This is a genomic window from Streptomyces sp. PSU-S4-23, assembly GCF_055632315.1.
The window spans coordinates 4,605,368-4,625,025 of sequence record NZ_JBVMUU010000002.1 but is presented as its reverse complement, the minus strand read 5'-3'; the positions used below and the strand labels follow the sequence as shown (position 1 = coordinate 4,625,025).

At 71.9% G+C, this 19,658-nt stretch carries 15 protein-coding genes and 3 tRNA genes; 6 read left to right on the top strand and 12 right to left on the bottom strand.

The window, feature by feature from the left end:
• Nucleotides 1-174 precede the first annotated feature (174 nt).
• On the top strand, nucleotides 175-423 hold the full coding sequence (locus ACZ79I_RS21220) for a DUF3073 domain-containing protein (protein WP_381090855.1): 249 nt from the start codon (nucleotides 175-177) through the stop codon (nucleotides 421-423).
• A gap of 69 nt (nucleotides 424-492) precedes the next feature.
• Here ACZ79I_RS21220 and purM read toward each other — a convergent pair whose 3' ends face one another.
• From purM to purS, 7 genes are all read right to left on the bottom strand, one after another.
• Nucleotides 493-1,560 (bottom strand): phosphoribosylformylglycinamidine cyclo-ligase, encoded by a 1,068-nt coding sequence (purM, locus tag ACZ79I_RS21215; RefSeq protein WP_471499069.1) that lies wholly within the window; start codon nucleotides 1,558-1,560, stop codon nucleotides 493-495.
• 42 nt (nucleotides 1,561-1,602) lie between these two features.
• On the bottom strand, nucleotides 1,603-3,129 hold the full coding sequence (gene purF / locus ACZ79I_RS21210; protein WP_471499068.1) for an amidophosphoribosyltransferase: 1,527 nt from the start codon (nucleotides 3,127-3,129) through the stop codon (nucleotides 1,603-1,605).
• A gap of 85 nt (nucleotides 3,130-3,214) precedes the next feature.
• Complete coding sequence (locus ACZ79I_RS21205) at nucleotides 3,215-4,027, bottom strand: META domain-containing protein (protein WP_471499067.1); 813 nt, start codon at nucleotides 4,025-4,027, stop codon at nucleotides 3,215-3,217.
• Nucleotides 4,028-4,342: 315 nt separating this feature from the next.
• Entirely contained in the window at nucleotides 4,343-5,140 is a 798-nt protein-coding gene (locus tag ACZ79I_RS21200) for a maleylpyruvate isomerase family mycothiol-dependent enzyme (RefSeq protein WP_471499066.1), read from the bottom strand.
• 171 nt (nucleotides 5,141-5,311) lie between these two features.
• Nucleotides 5,312-7,570, bottom strand: a complete 2,259-nt coding sequence (gene purL, locus ACZ79I_RS21195; RefSeq protein ID WP_471499065.1) for a phosphoribosylformylglycinamidine synthase subunit PurL — start codon at nucleotides 7,568-7,570, stop codon at nucleotides 5,312-5,314.
• Nucleotides 7,567-8,247, bottom strand: coding sequence for a phosphoribosylformylglycinamidine synthase subunit PurQ (gene purQ, locus ACZ79I_RS21190; protein ID WP_471499064.1), 681 nt, complete (start codon nucleotides 8,245-8,247; stop codon nucleotides 7,567-7,569). Before purQ ends, purL begins: the two co-directional genes overlap by 4 nt.
• Complete coding sequence (gene purS, locus ACZ79I_RS21185) at nucleotides 8,244-8,507, bottom strand: phosphoribosylformylglycinamidine synthase subunit PurS (protein WP_019982969.1); 264 nt, start codon at nucleotides 8,505-8,507, stop codon at nucleotides 8,244-8,246. Before purS ends, purQ begins: the two co-directional genes overlap by 4 nt.
• Nucleotides 8,508-8,866: 359 nt before the next feature.
• Between purS and ACZ79I_RS21180 the strand changes: the two genes are divergently transcribed.
• From ACZ79I_RS21180 to ACZ79I_RS21165, 4 genes are all read left to right on the top strand, one after another.
• Nucleotides 8,867-9,184, top strand: a complete 318-nt coding sequence (locus ACZ79I_RS21180; RefSeq protein WP_388378574.1) for a histone-like nucleoid-structuring protein Lsr2 — start codon at nucleotides 8,867-8,869, stop codon at nucleotides 9,182-9,184.
• A 178-nt stretch (nucleotides 9,185-9,362) separates the two neighbouring features.
• Nucleotides 9,363-9,434: transfer RNA gene (locus ACZ79I_RS21175), tRNA-Gly, on the top strand.
• 116 nt (nucleotides 9,435-9,550) lie between these two features.
• Nucleotides 9,551-9,626: transfer RNA gene (locus ACZ79I_RS21170), tRNA-Gly, on the top strand.
• 601 nt (nucleotides 9,627-10,227) lie between these two features.
• A tRNA-Gly gene (locus ACZ79I_RS21165) sits at nucleotides 10,228-10,300 on the top strand.
• 74 nt (nucleotides 10,301-10,374) lie between these two features.
• Here ACZ79I_RS21165 and ACZ79I_RS21160 read toward each other — a convergent pair.
• The 4 genes from ACZ79I_RS21160 to purD form a co-directional block, all read right to left on the bottom strand.
• Nucleotides 10,375-11,274, bottom strand: a complete 900-nt coding sequence (locus tag ACZ79I_RS21160; RefSeq protein ID WP_471499063.1) for a phosphoribosylaminoimidazolesuccinocarboxamide synthase — start codon at nucleotides 11,272-11,274, stop codon at nucleotides 10,375-10,377.
• Between the two features lie 87 nt (nucleotides 11,275-11,361).
• Nucleotides 11,362-12,861, bottom strand: a complete 1,500-nt coding sequence (locus tag ACZ79I_RS21155; protein ID WP_471499062.1) for a N,N-dimethylformamidase beta subunit family domain-containing protein — start codon at nucleotides 12,859-12,861, stop codon at nucleotides 11,362-11,364.
• A 659-nt stretch (nucleotides 12,862-13,520) separates the two neighbouring features.
• Nucleotides 13,521-15,290 carry a hypothetical protein gene (locus tag ACZ79I_RS21150; RefSeq protein WP_471499061.1) on the bottom strand — a complete coding sequence of 590 codons (1,770 nt, stop codon included), beginning with the start codon at nucleotides 15,288-15,290 and terminating at the stop codon, nucleotides 13,521-13,523.
• 643 nt (nucleotides 15,291-15,933) lie between these two features.
• Nucleotides 15,934-17,190, bottom strand: coding sequence for a phosphoribosylamine--glycine ligase (gene purD, locus ACZ79I_RS21145; RefSeq protein ID WP_471499060.1), 1,257 nt, complete (start codon nucleotides 17,188-17,190; stop codon nucleotides 15,934-15,936).
• A gap of 604 nt (nucleotides 17,191-17,794) precedes the next feature.
• Between purD and ACZ79I_RS21140 the strand changes: the two genes are divergently transcribed.
• The gene (locus tag ACZ79I_RS21140; protein WP_471499059.1) at nucleotides 17,795-19,024 is read left to right on the top strand and encodes an IS110 family RNA-guided transposase; all 1,230 of its coding nucleotides are present in this window, start codon (nucleotides 17,795-17,797) and stop codon (nucleotides 19,022-19,024) included.
• A 71-nt stretch (nucleotides 19,025-19,095) separates the two neighbouring features.
• Here ACZ79I_RS21140 and ACZ79I_RS21135 read toward each other — a convergent pair whose 3' ends face one another.
• Entirely contained in the window at nucleotides 19,096-19,635 is a 540-nt protein-coding gene (locus ACZ79I_RS21135) for a GNAT family N-acetyltransferase (RefSeq protein WP_471505122.1), read from the bottom strand.
• Nucleotides 19,636-19,658 lie beyond the last annotated feature (23 nt).

Below are 19,658 nucleotides of genomic sequence, written 5' to 3'. Positions count from 1 at the left end.
GCGCCTCGCCGGTCCTGGGCACACGCCCGTCCTGCGGGCGACGTACCGTATGGGCGCGGGCTCAGGTACCGTGGAAGCCCTACGGACCGGCCTCTCCACGGAGAGTCCGTTCCGGATCATGAACGCGTGTCAGACTCTGGGGCCGTTGAGCCCCGTCGTTGAGGGGGTCGAGCCATGGGGCGCGGCCGGGCCAAGGCCAAGCAGACGAAGGTCGCCCGCCAGCTGAAGTACAACAGCGGTGGGACGGACCTCTCACGCCTGGCCGAGGAGCTGGGCGCATCGACGTCGAACACGTCGCCGAACGGCGACCGGTTCGAGGACGATGAGCAGGACGACGACCTGTACGCACGGTACGCCGACCTCTACGAGGACGACGAGGAGGACGAGGACGACCAGTCCTCGCAGCACCGTCGCGGCGCTTGACCTTGCGCTGAGCTTTCACCCGGTCCGTGGCCCCGGCCACGGACCGGCTTCTGTGCTGTCCGCGAGGGCTCAGCTCGCGTAGTCACCGACCAGTGCCGCACCCGTACCGTGGTCGCCCCGGGCGGTGATCTCGCCCGCGACCCAGGCATGGACTCCGCGGTCGGCGAGGGCGGCCAGCGCGACCTCCGCCGATCCGTCGGGCACGACGGCGATCATGCCGACGCCCATGTTCAGGGTCTTCTCCAGCTCCAGCCGCTCGACATCGCCGGTCCTCCCGACGAGCTCGAACACCGGTGCGGGGGTCCAGGTGGAGCGGTCGACGACCGCGTGCAGGTCGTCCGGGACCACCCGGGCCAGGTTGGCCGCGAGTCCGCCGCCCGTGATGTGGCTGAACGCATGCACCTCGGCGGTGCGGATCAGGGCCAGGCAGTCCAGGGAGTAGATCTTCGTGGGCTCCAGCAGCTCCTCGCCGAGGGTGCGGCCGAAATCCTCGATGTGCCGGCCGAGATCGAGCTTCGCCCGGTCGAGGAGGACATGCCGGACGAGGGAGTACCCGTTCGAGTGAAGTCCGGAGGCCGCCATGGCGATCACCGCGTCACCCTCGCGGATGCGTTCCGCGCCGAGCAGCCGGTCGGCCTCCACGACGCCCGTACCGGCCCCGGCGACGTCGAAGTCGTCCGGACCGAGGAGGCCCGGGTGTTCGGCCGTCTCACCGCCCACCAGGGCGCAGCCGGCCAGCACACAGCCCTCGGCGATGCCCTTCACCATCGCGGCGACGCGCTCCGGGCGGACCTTGCCGACGCTGATGTAGTCGGTCATGAACAGCGGCTCGGCGCCGCACACCACGATGTCGTCCATGACCATGGCCACCAGGTCGTGGCCGATGGTGTCGTAGACGCCCATCCGGCGTGCGATGTCGACCTTCGTGCCCACGCCGTCGGTGGCGGAGGCGAGCAGCGGACGCTCGAAGCGCTTCAGGGCGGAGGCGTCGAAGAGGCCGGCGAAGCCGCCGAGGCCGCCGAGGACCTCGGGGCGCTGCGTCTTCTTCACCCACTCCTTCATCAGCTCGACGGCGCGGTCGCCCGCTTCGATGTCGACGCCCGCGGCTGCGTAGCTGGCACCTGTGGTCTCAGGCATGGCTGAAAACTTTCGTGTCGTACGGCAGGTCTTACGGGCCGTCTACGGGCGGCGGATCGCGTCGGTCGCGGCCGTGGCGGCCGGACCGGCCGCGAGCTCGGTCTCCAGCAGCTGCTTGCCCAGCAGCTCCGGATCGGGCAGTTCCATCGGGTACTCGCCGTCGAAACAGGCGCGGCACAGGTCGGGCTTGGCGATGGTGGTCGCCTCGATCATGCCGTCGGTGGAGATGTACGCCAGGGAGTCGGCGCCCAGCGAGGTGCCGATCTCCTCGATGCTCATGCCGTTGGCGATCAGCTCGGCGCGGGTGGCGAAGTCGATGCCGAAGAAGCAGGGCCACTTCACCGGCGGGGAGGAGATCCGGATGTGGACCTCCGCGGCACCCGCCTCGCGCAGCATCCGCACCAGGGCCCGCTGCGTGTTGCCGCGGACGATGGAGTCGTCCACGACGACCAGGCGCTTGCCCTTGATGACTTCCTTCAGCGGGTTCAGCTTCAGGCGGATGCCGAGCTGGCGGATGGTCTGCGAGGGCTGGATGAACGTGCGGCCGACGTACGCGTTCTTCACCAGGCCGGCGCCGAACGGGATGCCGGAGGCCTCCGCGTAGCCGATCGCGGCGGGCGTGCCGGACTCGGGCGTCGGTATGACCAGGTCGGCGTCGACGGGCGCCTCCTTGGCGAGGCGGCGGCCCATCTCCACCCGCGAGAGGTAGACGTTCCGCCCGGCGATGTCGGTGTCGGGGCGGGCCAGGTACACATACTCGAAGACACAGCCGCGCGGCTTCGCTTCCGCGAACCGGGATGTCCGCAGGCCGTTCTCGTCTATGGCGATGAACTCGCCCGGCTCGATCTCGCGCACGAAGCTGGCGCTGGTGATGTCGAGGGCGGCGGTCTCGGAGGCGACGACCCAGCCGCGCTCCAGGCGCCCGAGGACCAGCGGGCGGATGCCCTGCGGGTCGCGGGCGGCATAGAGCGTGCCCTCGTCCATGAAGACGAGCGAGAAGGCGCCCCTGACCTGCGGCAGCACCGTGACGGCCGCCTCCTCGACGGTCAGCGGCCTGCCGTCCTCGTCGTGCTGGCCGGCGAGGAGGGCGGTGATGAGGTCGGTGTCGTTGGTGGCGGCCACCTGTGGGGCGCGGCCGTTCTCCTTGGGGAGGTCGGCGACCGTCTCGGCGAGCTGCGCCGTGTTGACGAGGTTGCCGTTGTGGCCGAGCGCTATGGAGCCGTGCGCGGTGGCGCGGAACGTCGGCTGGGCGTTCTCCCAGACGGAGGCCCCGGTGGTCGAGTAGCGGGCGTGGCCGACCGCGATGTGACCCTGGAGGGAGCCGAGCGAGGTCTCGTCGAAGACCTGCGAGACCAGGCCCATGTCCTTGAAGACGAGGATCTGGGAGCCGTTGCTGACCGCGATACCCGCGGATTCCTGGCCCCGATGCTGGAGGGCGTACAGCCCGAAGTACGTGAGCTTTGCGACCTCTTCACCCGGAGCCCAGACACCGAAGACGCCACACGCGTCCTGGGGGCCTTTCTCGCCGGGGAGCAGATCGTGATTGAGTCGACCGTCACCACGTGGCACGCCACCGAGTGTAGGCGAGATCGCGCACTGGTCCGAATCCGGTCAACCGGCTCGTACGGCACCCCTGATGGGCGGCCGTCCGGGGTCACTGCTCCGCGACCGCGCTGACTCCCTTGCCGTTTTCGCTGGTCAGCGAGATGCCGCGATGCTCGATCCGGTAGGCGAGGGTCCCGTCGAAGAGCGTGCCCAGCGACTTCTCGGTGTCCATGAGTGAGCCGTCGCACATCCTGCGGGTGGTACGGGGAGCGCCCAGGGTGAGATGACCGTCGCGTACCGTCGCCTTCGCCGTGAACCGGTTGCAGCCCAGGCTGCCGGACGCCGTGCCGGCCTTCGCGTCGAGGACGAACCACGCCTTGCCTGTCGCCGCAGCGGGCAGCGAGGAGGCGACGCCGCCGTCGACCAGCGACGTCACCTGCCAGCGCGTGCCGTACAGCGGCGCGTCGCCCTCCTTGGTGAGGCGCACCCGGTCGCCGTCCTCGGTGGTGAGCGTCAGCCGGTCCCGGTCGACGGCCGCGGTGAGGGAACGTCCGGCGAGTGCGCGGGAGAAGGCCGCCTCGAACGCCATCGGGGCCTTCTCGCACGCCATCTCGGTGGACTGCGCGGGGCCGAAGTCGATGCGGTCGCCCCGGACCGTGGCGGAGGCGCCGAAGCTGTTGCAGCCGTAGTTGCCGTGGGCCTGCCCTTGGTCGTCGATCTGGAGGTAGGCGCCGTCGGGGGCGGCCTTGGTGGCGCCGCCGCTGGTGAGGCTGTCGACGCGCCAGTGGACGCCCGTGACGGCCGACGTGCCCGGGGCCGGGCCGGCGGAGCCGCTGCCGCCACCGGGGCCCGTCTGCGTTCCGCAGGCCACGGCGAGCGGGAGGAGCGTCAGGACGGTGAGGGTCAGTCGGTGCTTGTCCATGGAGGTGGGACGGGTGGGGGTACGGGGCGGTTCCGTGCGGTTCCCGGGCCGGGTGCCGCCCGGCGGGTCGCGCCGGGTGCCGCCCGGCGGGTCACGCCTGGCGCCGCGGCCGTCGGGGCCGGGCCGGTCGCACCGGGAGGCGGACGCCGAGCTGCCGCCCGGGGACGACGATCGGCATGTCCGTCCCGCGTCCGGAGGCCGTGACGAGGCCCTTCGACAGCGTGCCGTCCCACTCGTGGGACGGCACGCCGATCTCAGGTCTGCTGCGCGGTCAGCCGGGGAGAGCCCCGGCCGTCACGCCATGAGGGGCGGCGGTCACGCCATGAGGGGCAGCAGTCCGCTGAGGTCGGCTCGTTCGCCGCTCGCCGCGACCTTGGCGTCGGCGAGGGCGGAGTGCCAGTCCGTGCGGCCGGTCGCCAGCCGGATCCAGGTCAGCGGGTCGGTCTCGACGACGTTCGGCGGGGTGCCCCGGGTGTGGCGGGGGCCCTCGACGCACTGCACGACCGCGTACGGCGGGATGCGGACCTCCGTCGAGGCACCGGGCGCCTTCACGGCGAGCGCGTCGGCGAGCAGCCGGGTGCAGGCGGCGAGGGCCTGGCGGTCGTACGGGATGTCGAGCCCCGGGACGGCGGCGTTCAGGTCGTCGGTGTGGACGACGAGTTCGACGGTGCGGGTGACCAGGTAGTCGGCGAGGGTCATGGCACCGGTGCGGGCGGCGACCACCCGGGTCCCCGAAGCGGCGGCCAGGCGCTCGCCGAGCCGCTCCTCGGTGCGGGCGTACAGGGCGCCGAGGTCCGGGTTGTCCGCCGCGAGCCCGCGCGTGCCCTCGGCGATGTCGGCGGCGCGGACGGCGGTGGCGAAGGGCCACTCCAGGAGAGCGAGCTGCGGCTTCGGCGGCTCCTCCCGGTCGAGGTTGCGGCTGACGGTCTCCACGGCCATGGTCATGTGCGCGGCCAGCTCCCGCACGGTCCACTCCCCGAGCCGCGTGGGACGCGCGAACTGCTCGGGGGTGAGGGTGCCCACCGCCTTCCGCACGTTCCCGAACTGGGTGAGGACCGCGGAACGGATCATGGCGGAGTCATAGGTGCGTGCGCGCTTCTTCGCCGGGGGCATGGGACGAGCCTATGCCGTCAGGGCGCGGCGGTTCGGGCCGTTTCCGAACAGGCGCCGGCGCCAGGGCCGCCGGACGTGTGCCCGCCGGACGCCGTGCCCGCCGGACGAAGGCCCCGCCCGGCGAACCGGGCGGGGCCTTGACCGACGTGTCCGCCACCGCTTGCGGTGCGGTTACGCGAGCAGCGCCGGGATGGTCCCCTCGTGCGCCTCGCGCAGCTCCTCCAGGGACAGCTCGAACTCGCCCTGCACCTCGACCGTGGCACCGTCCACGACACCGATGCGGGTGGCGGGCAGGCCCCGCGCACCGCACATGTCGTTGAAGCGGACCTCCTCGGAGCGCGGCACGGCCACGATCGCGCGGCCGGCCGACTCGGAGAAGAGGAAGGTGAAGGCGTCGAGCCCGTCCGGCACGACCAGCCGCGCGCCCTTGCCGCCGAGCAGCGCCGACTCCACCACGGCCTGGACCAGACCGCCGTCGGACAGGTCGTGCGCCGAGTCGATCATCCCGTCACGGGAGGCCGAGATGAGGATCTCGGCCAGCAGCCGCTCGCGCTCCAGGTCCACCTTCGGCGGCAGACCGCCGAGGTGGTCGTGGATCACCTGCGACCAGGCCGAACCGCCGAACTCCTCACGCGTGTCGCCGAGGAGGTAGAGCAGCTGGCCCTCCTCCTGGAAGGCGACGGGCGTACGGCGGGCGACGTCGTCGATGACGCCCAGCACCGCCACCACGGGCGTGGGGTGGATGGCCGCCTCACCGGTCTGGTTGTAGAGGGAGACGTTGCCGCCGGTCACCGGGGTGCCCAGCTGCAGGCAGCCGTCCGCGAGCCCGCGCACGGCCTCCGCGAACTGCCACATCACGGCCGGGTCCTCGGGCGAGCCGAAGTTCAGGCAGTCGGACACGGCGAGCGGCCTGGCCCCCGTGGTCGCCACATTGCGGTACGCCTCGGCGAGCGCGAGCTGCGCGCCCGCGTACGGGTCGAGCTTCGCGTACCGGCCGTTGCCGTCGGTCGCCAGCGCGACGCCGAGCCCCGACTCCTCGTCGATGCGGATCATCCCGGAGTCCTCGGGCTGGGCGAGGACCGTGTTGCCCTGTACGAACCGGTCGTACTGGGAGGTGATCCAGTGCTTGGACGCCTGGTTGGGGGAGCCGACCAGTTTCAGGACCTGCTCGCGCAGCTCCTCGCCGGTGGCCGGGCGCGGCAGCTCGTTCGCGTCGTCCGCCTGCAGGGCGTCCTGCCACTCCGGACGGGCGTACGGGCGCTCGTACACCGGGCCCTCGTGTGCCACCGTCCGCGGGTCGACGTCGACGATCTTCCCGCCGTGCCAGAAGATCTCCAGCCGGTCCCCGTCCGTCACCTCGCCGATCACGGTGGCGATGACGTCCCACTTCTCGCAGATCTCCAGGAACCGGTCGACCTTCTCCGGTTCGACGACCGCGCACATCCTTTCCTGCGACTCGCTCATGAGGATCTCCTCCGGCGAGAGCGTCGAGTCGCGCAGGGGCACGTCGTCCAGGGTCACGCGCATACCGCCGGAGCCGTTGGAGGCCAGCTCGGAGGTGGCACACGACAGACCGGCCGCACCCAGGTCCTGGATGCCGACGACCAGCTTCTCCCTGAACGCCTCCAGGGTGCACTCGATGAGGAGCTTCTCCTGGAAGGGGTCGCCGACCTGGACGGCGGGGCGCTTGGACGGCTTCGCGTCGTCGAAGGTCTCGGAGGCGAGGATCGAGGCACCGCCGATGCCGTCGCCGCCCGTGCGGGCGCCGTACAGGACGACCTTGTTGCCCGCGCCGGACGCCTTCGCCAGGTGGATGTCCTCGTGCCGCATCACACCGACGCAGCCGGCGTTGACCAGCGGGTTGCCCTGGTAGCAGGCGTCGAAGACGACCTCGCCGCCGATGTTGGGCAGGCCCAGGCAGTTGCCGTAGCCGCCGATGCCCGCGACGACACCCGGCAGGACGCGCTTGGTGTCGGGGTGGTCGGCGGCGCCGAAGCGCAGCGGGTCCACGACGGCGACCGGGCGGGCGCCCATCGCGATGATGTCGCGCACGATGCCACCGACGCCGGTCGCGGCGCCCTGGTAGGGCTCCACGTACGACGGGTGGTTGTGCGACTCGACCTTGAAGGTCACGGCGTAGCCCTGGCCGACGTCCACGACACCGGCGTTCTCCCCGATGCCGACGAGCAGGGCGTCGTTCTGGGGTGCCTTCTCGCCGAACTGGCGGAGGTGGACCTTGGAGGACTTGTACGAGCAGTGCTCGGACCACATGACCGAGTACATGGCCAGCTCGGCGCCGGTGGGGCGGCGGCCCAGGATCTCGACGATCCGCTCGTACTCGTCCTTCTTCAGGCCGAGTTCGGCCCAGGGCAGCTCGACGTCGGGGGTCGCGGCCGCGTGCTCGACCGTGTCCAGAGGCGTCCGGCTCATGCGTTGACCAGCTTCTTGAGGATCGAGGTGAAGAACGGGAGGCCGTCTGTGCGGCCGGTGCCGATCAGCGGCTCGACGGCGTGCTCGGGGTGCGGCATGAGGCCCACGACGTTGCCGGCCTCGTTGGTGATGCCGGCGATGTCGCGGAGCGAGCCGTTGGGGTTGAAGTCGACGTAGCGGAAGGCGACCCGGCCCTCGGCCTCCAGCTTGTCGAGCGTGTACTCGTCGGCGACGTACCGGCCGTCCATGTTCTTCAGCGGAATGTGGATCTCCTGGCCGGCCGTGTAGTCGGCGGTCCACGTGGTCTCCGCGTTCTCCACCCGCAGCTTCTGGTCGCGGCAGATGAAGTGGAGGTGATTGTTGCCGAGCATCCCGCCCGGGAGGAGGTGGGCCTCGGTGAGGATCTGGAAGCCGTTGCAGATGCCGAGAACGGGGAGGCCGGCCTTCGCCTGCTCGATGACGGTCTCCATCACCGGCGAGAAGCGCGAGATGGCGCCGGCGCGCAGATAGTCGCCGTAGGAGAAACCGCCCGGCAGCACCACGGCGTCGACCTGCTTGAGGTCCTTGTCCTTGTGCCAGAGCACGACGGGTTCGGCGCCGGCGACACGGATCGCGCGCTGCGTGTCCCGGTCGTCCAGGCTGCCGGGGAAAGTGACGACGCCAATACGAGCGGTCACTTTGCGGCCTCCGCGACTTCCTCCACCTTGACGGTGAAGTCCTCGATCACGGTGTTGGCGAGGAAGGATTCCGCAAGATCATGGATGCGGGCGAGCGCGGCGTCGTCGACGGGCCCGTCCACCTCGAGTTCGAATCGCTTTCCCTGACGTACGTCGGAGATGCCTTCGAAACCCAGCCGCGGCAGTGCGCGCTGCACCGCCTGGCCCTGGGGGTCGAGGATCTCCGGCTTGAGCATGACGTCGACTACGACGCGTGCCACTGGCACTCCCGGTGTGTGGTGCTGAGCAGGTTCCTTCAGACTACCCGCCCAGAATTTCTACTCGCGTAGATTCGTAGCATCCTACGTGACCGCCATCACGATCCGGCATCGGCGCGGGCGCCCGCACGGAAAATCCTCGGAAAAATCGCAGAACAGCGACGGACGGTCATTGCACCCGGACACGCGGAAGTATTCAACCGGGCTTCCCAATGCAATGCCGAGCACTGTACAAAGGAAAAGGCAATAGCCGATACTTTGCTCAATTACTGCCGGACAGTCGACATCTCCTCGACATACCCCGGACGTCTGTGCACGTCATGGTGTGATCACGGAGGTGCCGCACGAAGGGACCGATATTCGTGGCGCAGCGTGTCGTGGTCACTCTCTTTGACGACATCGACGGCTCAGAAGCGGCGGAAACGATCGTCTTCGGACTGGACGGCAAGTCGTACGAGATCGACCTGAATCAAGCCAATGCCAAGAAACTGCGTAAGGCGCTGGCGCCCTACGTCGAGGCCGGCCGCAAGAAGGCCAAGTCCGGGAAGACCTACACGCACACGGCACTGACCCCCGACCCGGCCGCGGTCCGCGCCTGGGCACGCTCCCACCAGATGGACGTGCCGCCGCGGGGCCGTATCCCGAAGAAGGTGTACGAGGCGTTCGCGCAGGCGCACTGAGCCGTGCGGCGGCCGACGGAGCCGGTCGCCGGGCCCGGGCCCGGCGACCGGCTCCGTCGGGCCCCGAGTACCCCACCGGGCCCCGCTCACAACCGACTTGCGGAGCCCCCCTGGTGATCAGCTAGAGTCTGGAGCACGCCGAGGGGCGAGGCCGGAAGGCCGAGACCCCGGGAGTCGCGCGGGTGTAGTTCAGTAGTAGAACACCCCCTTTCCAAGGGGGAGGCGCAGTGTGCAATCCCTGTCACCCGCTCTACGGCATCGGTCCGACCACTCATGAGAGCCCCCTGCTCAGGCTTGTCGAGAGCCTGGGGGAGGATCAGGTAGGCTGGTGCCCGCACCGATCGGTGAAAGCCGGTCGGGAGCCGTGCGGACGTAGCTCAGTTGGTAGAGCGCAACCTTGCCAAGGTTGAGGTCGCGAGTTCGAGCCTCGTCGTCCGCTCCAGGGAGCAAGGGCCCCGGTCAGTCGACCGGGGCCCTTCTCGTATGTGCCTGCCCTTAACGCGGCGCCGATGCCACGCCGTTGCGGGCGCACGTGGCGGCGCGCCGTCGCGCCGCCGCGGCGGCGCCGAATCCTCATCTGCCGACCGCCGGACCGCTGGTGTGACGGTGACCACACCGCCGCGCACCGAACTGCCGGGGAAGCGGGCTCCCATCGTCACCGGCACGGGCGGCCGGCGCGTCCGGAGCCGGGCGCGGACGGCGGGTGTGCGCGGCTTCGTCCCGCAGTGCGTCCGTGCCGCAGCGGGTCGCGGAGATCCTCCGTGCGGTACGGGCGGAAACCGCCGCGGAGCACCCGAGTTGACCGCCGCCGCTCTCCGCGTCCGAGGCATCCCGGGCGGCCGTGTGGAAGGCCGCGGCAGGCGAATCCGCCGTCCGCGGGGCGACCGTGGCACGGCTCGCCGAGCGGACCGCGTGACCGCGCGGGACCGTACGCGGCGGCCTCCCGCCTGCCGCCCCGGGGCACGGGTCGGCGAACCGTCGTGCGGCGGTGCGTCCCGCGGGTGAGCGAGGTTGGGTATAGTTGCTGTCGCGCAGCGCGCAGTGCGGACGTAGCTCAGTTGGTAGAGCGCAACCTTGCCAAGGTTGAGGTCGCGAGTTCGAGCCTCGTCGTCCGCTCGTGACAAGAAGCCCCCCGGCCCAGGCCGGGGGGCTTCCTCGTGTGCGGTGTCCGGGGCGCCGGGTGGGGCCGGCTACGACCAGCGGAGGCCGGTCAGGCGCTCGTACGCCTCCACGTACTTCGCCCGGGTCGCCTCCACGATCTCCTGCGGCAGCGGCGGCGGGGGCTGCTCGCTGGTGCGGTCCCAGCCGGAGGCGGGGGAGGTGAGCCAGTCCCGTACGAACTGCTTGTCGAACGACGGCTGCGGGCGGCCCGGCTGCCACCGGTCGGCCGGCCAGAAGCGCGAGGAGTCGGGGGTGAGGACCTCGTCGGCGAGGACGAGGGTGTCGCCGTCGTAGCCGAACTCGAACTTGGTGTCCGCGAGGATGATCCCGCGGTCGCGGGCGATGTCGCGGGCACGGCCGTAGACGGCGAGGGTGGTCTGCCGCAGCTGGGCGGCGGTCTCGGGGCCGACCTGGCGGGCGACCTCCTCGTAGGAGACGTTCTCGTCGTGCTCCCCGACCGCGGCCTTGGTGGCGGGGGTGAAGATCGGCGCGGGCAGCTCCGACCCGTCGACCAGGCCCTCGGGCAGGGCGAGGCCGCAGACGGTACGGGACTCCTTGTACTCGGCGAGGCCGGAGCCGGTGAGGTAGCCGCGGGCCACGCACTCCACCGGGACCATCCGCAGCGACTTGCAGACCAGGGTGCGGCCCGCCCAGCCGGCGGGGGCGCCGGACGGGAGCTCGGTGCTCAGGACATGGCCCGGGGCCAGGTCGGAGAGCTGGTCGAACCACCACAGCGAGAGCTGGGTGAGGATCCGGCCCTTGTCCGGGATCTCGGTCGGCAGCACCCAGTCGAACGCCGACGTGCGGTCACTGGCGACCATGACGAGGTCGCCCGCCTCGTTCTGGTACAGCTCGCGCACCTTTCCGGTGTGCAGATGCACCAGACCCGGCACCTGGACGGGCTCGGGCTTTTCGACGAATCCGGACACGGTTCCTCCCCGCCGTTCTCTCCTGTTGACTCGATTCTCCCGTATACGGGCGGAGAGCCCATCCAGGGGGGCGGTACGGGCGGGGATTCAGTCCCGTTTGCAGATGCGGTCCAGAAGGTTCGCGGTCGCCTGCTGGACACGGGCGTCCACGTGGCCGGGGCGGTCCAGCGCGGGGGACCAGGCGAACGTTCCGGCCGCGAAGACCAGCGCGCCGGACGGGGCGCGGTAGAGGGAGGTCTCCTGGTGGCGCAGGACGCCCTCGCCGTCCCGGTAGGGGGAGTGGGCGAGCAGGATGCGGCCCCGGTGATCGGGCAGCGGCGCACGCGGGAAGTAACGATCCGCCTCTCCGGCGACCATCCCCTCCAGTTCGTCGCCCTCGTGGGCGCCCGCCGACTCCCACAGCCAGTGGTCGGCGTTGCGGACGACCAGGGGGTGGGGCTCGGGAACCCGGCCCGCGTACTGGATGCCCACCAGCTCCTGCTCGGGACGGTCGATCTCCCGCCACAGCACGGGCTTGCCGGGGCCCCGGCGCTTGCGGCAGGTGAGCAGCCGGTCGGGGACGCCGGACGGCGACGGGCCCAGCTCCACCTGCCAGTACATGGTGTTGGCGGAGAGGAAGACGAGCGAGGTGCCGTGGTCACGTGCGCGTTCCACGGTGCGGCGCATCGCGCTCGACCAGTACTCGTCGTGGCCCGGGAAGACGAGGCCGCGGTAGCGGGTGGGGTCGACGCGGCCGGCGTGCAGATCGCGCGCGTCGGCGTAGGCGAGGTCGTAGCCGTAGCGCTCGGCCCAGCGGATGACGTCGTAGGCGTGACCGACGTGCAGGGGCAGTCCCGCGCCGGCGTACGGGCGGTCGAAGGAGACCGTGGTGGCCGCGTCGGCCTCGCCGAGCAGCCGGCCGTGCTCGTCCCAGGCGTGGTACAGGCTGGCGCCGGTACGGCCGTCCTCCGGGTACAGGTTGTACGCCTGCCATGTGACGTCCGGGAGCAGCAGGAGCAGGTCCGCCGGGCGGCTGTCGCGCACCGTGAAGGGCACGTGGGAGCGGTAGCCGTCGGCGGTGGTGAGGACGGCGACGTACGCGCCGACGTTCCAGTACGACGGGATCTGCAGCCGCCAGGAGAGCCACCAGTGGTGGCAGGACACCGTCCGGTCCGCGGTGAGCGCCGGCGGCTGCACGATGCCGGAGAGACGGGGGCTGGTGGTGATCTTGGCTGCTCCGTCGCCGCCGTAGTGCCCGATCCGGTAGATGTCGACGGCGAACTCCTGGGGCGGGTCGACCGTGATCCGGAAGTCGATGGCCTCCCCGGGGGCGACCGCGCCGGTGGAGGTGAAGCCCTTGATCTGGCGGTGGACGTCGTCCGCGGAGCGCGGACCGCTGCTGCGGGGTGCCGGGATGCGCGCCCCGACGGAACCCTGGGCCGGGACGTGGGGCGGGGCCGGGTCCACGTACCAGGGGACCACGTGGCCCGTGTCGTCGAAGTACGTCTCGCTTCCCCGGAGCCAGGGCACCGGGCCCAGGCCGAAGGGGTCCGACACGGCGTGCGCGAGAGCGCCCGACTCCCAGCGGCGGATGTGCTCCGACCCCATGATGTCCCCTCCCTCATCCCCCGTGAGCGGTACCGACGTCCGTCGTGTGCTCGCGTGCCTCGCCTCGTGCGCGATCGGTCCCAGCACATCACATTACGCACCCACTCCGTCACCGTTCGTCGCGAATTGACGTGAACGGAGTGGGATCCTCCGGCCAGGAGTCGGGGTTGCGGTGGCGTGATGCGGGGTTTCGTCGCAGGTGAGGGGGGTTGAGGCGGGAAACGGCTGCCGATGGGCCCTGATCCGGGGTCGACGGGGATCGGCGCGGGATCGGCGCGGGATCGGCGCGGGATCGGCGCGGGATCGGGTGGGGGGATCGGCGGGGCCGGCGGACTTGGAAGGGGCTTGCGGGCGCGGGCGGTGGTGCGGGCGCGGGCGTGCGGGCGCGGGCGTGCGACGCGGCGGGTGCGGTGGTGGGACCTGCGGCGGCGGACGTGCCGTCGCCGGACGGAGGCGGGGTGGCCCGCCTGGTGGGGGCGCCGTCCTGGGCGGAGGGCCGTCCCTGGGCGGCGGAGGGGCCGGTCCCTAGCCTGCGCAGGGGCCGGCCTGGGCCGGAAGGCGCGGCCTGGGCGACGCCGCGGTGCCGCGGAGGGGCGGTGCCGCGGAGGGGCGGAGGGGCCCGTGTGGGGTGTCGCTGCCGCCGGCGGGGGCGGTCGGTGTCATACCAGCCGGACCGGCTTGTCGGGGCGTATGCCCAGGTGGAGGAGCCAGTTGCGCAGCGGGTCCGGGTCGCCCTCCTCGACGAGCGAGAGAACCTGGGGCGCCAGATCGGTCGCGCGTTCGCCCCTGACCAGGAGGGACGGGCCGTCCAGCCAGTCGAGCCCCGGCACCGCCCCCGCCGTGTCCATGGCGGCGCAGCACACCATCGCGGTGACGTGGTCGACGAGCAGCTCCCGGCCGGTGCGGGGCGGCTGGAGCGGGAACAGCGGGAGCGTCGCGTCGTCCCACAGCGCCCCGTCCGGCCCCGGCGGCTGCCCCGCGGAGTCGCTGCCCGGTATCGCGCCCTCGGCCGCCTCCTCCCGGGCCAGCTCGGCGCTGAGCCCGGCGGCGAGAACCGCCGTGCGCGCGCTCGCGACCGCGCCGTCGTCGTCGGGAGCGGCCTCGCCCTCCCGCACGCCCCCCTCGCCCTCGGTCGCCCGGACCGTCAGGTACTCCAGCACGCGCTCCAGCGTCGCCCCGTGCGCGTCCGGTGCGATGGTGCTGCGGGTGCGGCGGACGCCCAGGGCGTTGAGCACGCGGTGGAGGCGGGCCGCGTCCGTGCGCCACTTCCGGTCGACGACCTCGTCCGGGTACTCCTGCCAGTCCACCGGGGCCCAGTCGGGGCCGGACTCGGCCCGGCCCCCGTGGAAGAGGCGGGCCGCGAGCAGCGACGCGGCCTCGTCCACCGCGCCGGGCTCTTCGAGCAGGTCGCAGGCCGGGCGCTCCCCCAGGCGGGAGGCGAAGCCCTCGGCCAGCCGGTCCCGGCGGGACAGCTCGGTGAGCGCCGCGACCACTCCGGCGTCCAGGCGCGAGGGCCAGCGGCCCATCCGCCAGGCCGGCAGCGCGACCCTGGTCAGAAGCCGGTCCCAGCCCGCATAGGCCAGGCCCACCTGCTCCTGGGCGACGATCCGCAGTCCGTAGTCCACGGCCTGTGCGCGCTCGGCCGCGGCGGCCGCCACCCCCCGTTCCATCTCCGCCGCGTGTCCCCGGCAGCTCCGCAGCAGCAGGCGCGCCACGCAACCGGCCCCGGCGAGCACCGTACGGGTCACGGGGCCGCGCGCGGGCGCGGACGTCACCGCCACAGCGGCGTCCAGCCCTCGTATGAAACGGCGCGCCGCCGCTATGTCCGGATGCGCCGACGGTCCCGTACCCGCGACGACGGGGGCGAGGACCGCACGCAGTTCGCCCACCCGCATCCACCACAGGAACGGCGAGCCGATGACGAGCACGGGCGCGGCGGGGGCGCGATGGTGCCGGGCGGTCGGCAGGCCGCGTATCCCCCGCGGCCCCGATGTGCCGTCGCCGGATTCGGGCGGTGGCGGACCGTGGGCGGGGTGGGTGCGGTCCTCCAGCCAGCTGTCGCAGTCCGGCGTGAGCGCTATCGCCGACGGGGCGGGTACGTCGAGGCGGTCGGCCAGGTCACGGACCATCCGGTACAGATCGGGGGCCGCGGCCTCGCTGATCGGGACCGTGGGGCTCAGGGCCGGTCGTGCCCGGGTGACGACGAGGGCGATGCCTGCGGCGGAGAGCAGGACGACCGCGGCGACGCCGGTCATGACCCAGCGCGCGATCCCCCACCGTCCACCGCTGATGTGGCCGGTGGCACCCCCCGCGAGCAGCACGACGGCGACGGCGGCGGGCAGCAGGGCTACGGCCAGCGCCCTGCTGCGGATCCGCAGCACGGCGAGAGCCCGGGAACGCGCGGCCTGCGCGCCCGCTTCCACGGCCATACCGGTCACGATCGGACGTCACCCCCTCTGTCCCGCCTCTGATCCACGCGACGCACCCCGTGACGGTCTCCGTCACAGAGGTCGCCGGTGGATGCCCGTGCGTTGCTCACTCCCCCACTGTGGCACCCGTCACTGACATCGCAATGCCGGTGGGCCAAGTGCCGGAACGCTTGCGCCGCACCCTAGTTGGGGCCCCGGCCCTCGTCAGCCGGATGGGTCACTGCTCACTCGATGGAATGGCTTTGGGGAAAGGTGGATGACGCAGGGCATGGATCAGGCCCAGGGTCGCGTCGGTCCCCCGGCGCAGGCCGAGGGCCCCGATCCCGGAGACGGCTTCGGGCTCCACGGGGTTCATCGCCTCGGCCGGACCAGCGCGCGAGCGCCCGGCCTCGGCGCAGGGACCGAGGGCGGCACAGGGACCGAGCGCGGCACGGGACACCGGCTGGCCACGGCACGGGACACCGGCCCCGGCCCCGGCCCCAGCGGGGAGCGCCGAGCCGGGGCATGGGTCACCGGTCGCGGAGTCCGCTCCCCCGCGCAACGAGCCGCGGCGGCGCACCCGGCTGCCGCAGCGCCCGGCTGCCGCAGCGCCCGGCTCCGCAGCGCCCGGCTGCCGAGCGCTCGCCCGGCCACGGCGGGGAGATCAGGCGCCGGTTGCCGCAGCCTTGGCCGCGATGTCCGTACGGTGCTGGGAGCCGTCGAGTCCGATGCGGCCCACCGCGGCGTACGCACGGTGGCGTGCCTCGGCGAGGTCCGCGCCGGTCGCCGTGACCGACAGCACGCGGCCGCCGGCGCTCACCACCGTGTCGCCCTCACGCCTGGTCCCGGCGTGCAGGACATAGGCGTGCGGGGCGTCCTGGGCCGCCACCTCGTCGAGCCCGGTGATCGGGTCGCCGGTGCGCGGGGTGCCCGGGTAGTTCTGCGAGGCGACCACCACGGTGACCGCCGCGTCGTCGCTCCAGCGCAGGGGCTCCAGGTCGGCGAGGGTGCCGTTCGCCGCCGCCAGCAGCACCCCGGCCAGCGGGGTCTTCAGACGGGCGAGGACGACCTGGGTCTCGGGGTCGCCGAAGCGTGCGTTGAACTCGATGACCCGGACGCCCCGCGAGGTGATCGCCAGCCCCGCGTACAGCAGGCCGGAGAAGGGGGTGCCACGACGGCGCATCTCGTCGACGGTCGGCTGCAGAACGGTCTGCAGAACCTCCTCGACCAGCTTCGGGTCGGCCCACGGCAGCGGCGAGTACGCGCCCATGCCGCCGGTGTTGGGCCCCTCGTCGTCGTCCAGGGCCCGCTTGAAGTCCTGGGCGGGCTGGAGCGGGAGGACCGTCTCGCCGTCGGTGATCGCGAACAGGGACACCTCGGGGCCGTCGAGGAACTCCTCGATGACGACGCGCTCGCACCGGGCCGCGTGCACCTTCGCCGCCTCCAGGTCGGGCGTGACGACGACGCCCTTGCCCGCGGCGAGGCCGTCGTCCTTCACGACGTACGGGGCGCCGAAGGCGTCGAGGGCCTCAGCGACCTCGGCGGCGTTCGTGCAGACGTACGAACGGGCCGTCGGCACGCCCGCGGCCGCCATCACGTCCTTTGCGAAGGCCTTGGAGCCCTCCAGCTGCGCGGCCTGCCCGGACGGTCCGAAGACGGGGATGCCGGCCTCGCGCACGGCGTCGGCGACACCCGCGACGAGCGGCGCCTCCGGGCCGACGACGACCAGCCCGGCGTCGAGCTCGCCGGCCAGCGCGGCCACGGCCTTTCCGTCGAGGGCGTCGACCTGGTGCAGCCGGGCCACCTCGGCGATGCCGGCGTTGCCGGGGGCGCAGTGCAGCTCGGTGACGGCGGGATCGAGGGAGAGAGAACGGCACAGGGCGTGTTCGCGGGCACCGTTGCCGATGACGAGGACCTTCACGGGGTCAGCCTAATCCAGGGCGTAGGCAGCTCGGCCCGGTCCCCGCAAGGGGCCAGCGGGCGGCTTGCGACGGACAGCGGAACGCCTCCGGCCCCCACGGTCCCTGAGACCCGCTCTGAGACTGGCGTCGCTGTCCACCCAGTGGGTTCCGTGACGGTGACGTGGGCGTCGGGCAACGCCTGAAGTCAGCCTGGCCCGAGAGGCCTCCCGTTAGAGCGGCGAGGTCCGGCGCCTTCACCACCGCCACGGAACCCCACCGCCGTCCGTGCTTCGCGGTGATGACGCGGGCACCGGGCTGATGCCTCCGTTTCCCCGGGCCCTTCGAGGCCTCTGTCAAGAGCGGCACAGCCCGGTGTCTCGGTGAACGCCGCGAAACTCGCGGCGGCCGGCCGGACGTTGATCGTCACGGCGCGAGCCCGCCCCAGGGCCGACCTCTCGTTCCACTCCGCGAGCCCGCGAGCTCTGCAGAAAGACCGAGCCCCTGGGGTGCGCTGGTGTCGCGAACGGCTACTGAGATGGCGGACCGAAGAGTCCTGGGATTAGGGCGCCGCGTGACCCGCATGTGCTCGTGACCTGCACAAACGAACAGATCTAGGAGGACAGCTTGACCGTGTTCTGCGGCATCGACTGGGCGGAGCGCCACCACGACATCGCCGTCATCGACGACACCGGCACCCAGCTCGCCAAAGCCCGCATCACCGACGACGCGGCCGGCTATCACAAGCTCCTGGACCTCCTGGCCGAACACGGCGACAGCCCGGAGAACCCGATACCCGTCGCCATCGAGACCAGCCACGGCCTGCTCGTTGCCGCCCTGCGCACCGGCAGCCGCAAGGTCTTCGCGATCAACCCGCTCGCCGCCTCCCGCTACCGCGACCGGCACGGCGTCAGCCGCAAGAAGTCCGACCCCGGCGACGCTCTGGTCCTGGCGAACATCCTGCGCACCGACCTGCACGCCCACCGGCCGCTGCCTGCAGACAGCGAACTCGCCCAGGCCATCGCGGTGCTGGCCCGCGCCCAGCAGGACGCTGTCTGGAGCCGCCAGCAGGTCGCCAACCAGGTCCGCTCGCTGCTGCGCGAGTACTACCCCGCCGCCCTGCACGCCTTCCAGGGCAAGGAAGGCGGCCTGACCAGGGCAGACGCCCGGGTGATCCTGACCCTGGCCCCGACTCCGGCGAAGGCGGCCCAGCTCACCGTCGCCCAGATCCGGGCCGCCCTCAAACGCAGCGGGCGCACCCGGTCCTTCGACACCGAAGCCGAGCGCCTGCGAAGCGTCTTCCGCGCTGAGTACGCCCACCACCTCCCGGCCGTCGAGGGCGCCTTCGGCCAGCAGCTGCTGGCGCTGCTCAAGCAGCTGGACGCTGCCTGCCAGGCCGCGGACGATCTCGCCACGGCCACCGAGGCCGCCTTCCATCAGCACGCCGACAGCGAGATCCTGCTCAGCTTCCCCGGCCTCGGTCCCCAGCTCGCAGCCCGCGTCCTCGCCGAGATCGGCGACGACCGGGCCCGCTTCGCCGACGCCAGAGCACTCAAGTCCTACGCCGGCTCCGCCCCCATCACCCGCGCATCCGGCAAGAAACGCTTCGTCGGCCGCCGCTTCGTCAAGAACAACCGGCTCATGCACGCGGGTTTCCTCTGGGCCTTCTCAGCCCTCCAAGCCTCACCCGGAGCGAACGCCCACTACCGACGTCGACGCGAACACGGCGACTGGCACAACGCCGCCCAGCGCCACCTGCTCAACCGCTTTCTCGGACAGCTCCACCACTGCCTCCAGACCCGGCAGCCGTTCGACGAGCAACGCGCCTTCGCGCCACTCCTTCCAGCGCCTGCATGACCCGCGAACCCGCCCGGCTGAGTCAACGAGAACAACGGCACTTCGACAGATCCACGCTGTCGAGCGCGAACTCAATCAGAGGACGTGACCGGGGCTCGCAGGCCAAGCCACTGATCGGCGTCCCAGGCCCGGAACCGCTCCACTTCGGCGAACCCCAGCTTTGCCGCGAGGCGCATCGAACGGACGTTGGCCGTCTGGGTAGCGAGCACCACCGGCTCACCCGGAAGGACGTCTTCGAGCCAGTCCAGTGCCGCCGCGCACGCCTCGGCGGCATACCCGAATCCCCACGCCTGCGGCAGGAACAGATAGCCGAGATCGACCTTCCCTACGGCAGCGGGGCAAAGGTGCTCCGCTGCTCTCCTGAGCAGGATCTGGCCGATCATCGTCCCGTCGAGATCGACCACGAAACACCCGGGCCGCCGCCCGGGGACATCGGGCATCTCGCGCTCAAGTTCGTCACGCGGACGGGCGCCGCCAAGGTAGGTGTGTACCTCCGACGAGGCGTGCAGCTCGATGAACGCCGCACGGTCCCGAGCTTCGGGCTCACGCAACACGAGCCTCTCGGTCTTGATCGGTGCAGGCGGCCACGCGACGAGTCCGAGATCATTCATGTCGGCCAGCCAATCAGCGGCCT

Excerpts from the sequence above, each read along its gene's own strand:
- ACZ79I_RS21155 (WP_471499062.1), bottom strand. The coding sequence starts at position 12,861 with ATGGGGTCGGAGCACATCCGCCGCTGGGAGTCGGGCGCTCTCGCGCAC.
- ACZ79I_RS21150 (WP_471499061.1), bottom strand. The coding sequence starts at position 15,290 with ATGGCCGTGGAAGCGGGCGCGCAGGCCGCGCGTTCCCGGGCTCTCGCC.
- ACZ79I_RS21200 (WP_471499066.1), bottom strand. The coding sequence starts at position 5,140 with ATGCCCCCGGCGAAGAAGCGCGCACGCACCTATGACTCCGCCATGATC.
- ACZ79I_RS21220 (WP_381090855.1), top strand. The coding sequence starts at position 175 with ATGGGGCGCGGCCGGGCCAAGGCCAAGCAGACGAAGGTCGCCCGCCAG.
- purM (WP_471499069.1), bottom strand. The coding sequence starts at position 1,560 with ATGCCTGAGACCACAGGTGCCAGCTACGCAGCCGCGGGCGTCGACATC.
- ACZ79I_RS21135 (WP_471505122.1), bottom strand. The coding sequence starts at position 19,635 with ATGAATGATCTCGGACTCGTCGCGTGGCCGCCTGCACCGATCAAGACC.
- purL (WP_471499065.1), bottom strand. The coding sequence starts at position 7,570 with ATGAGCCGGACGCCTCTGGACACGGTCGAGCACGCGGCCGCGACCCCC.
- ACZ79I_RS21205 (WP_471499067.1), bottom strand. The coding sequence starts at position 4,027 with ATGGACAAGCACCGACTGACCCTCACCGTCCTGACGCTCCTCCCGCTC.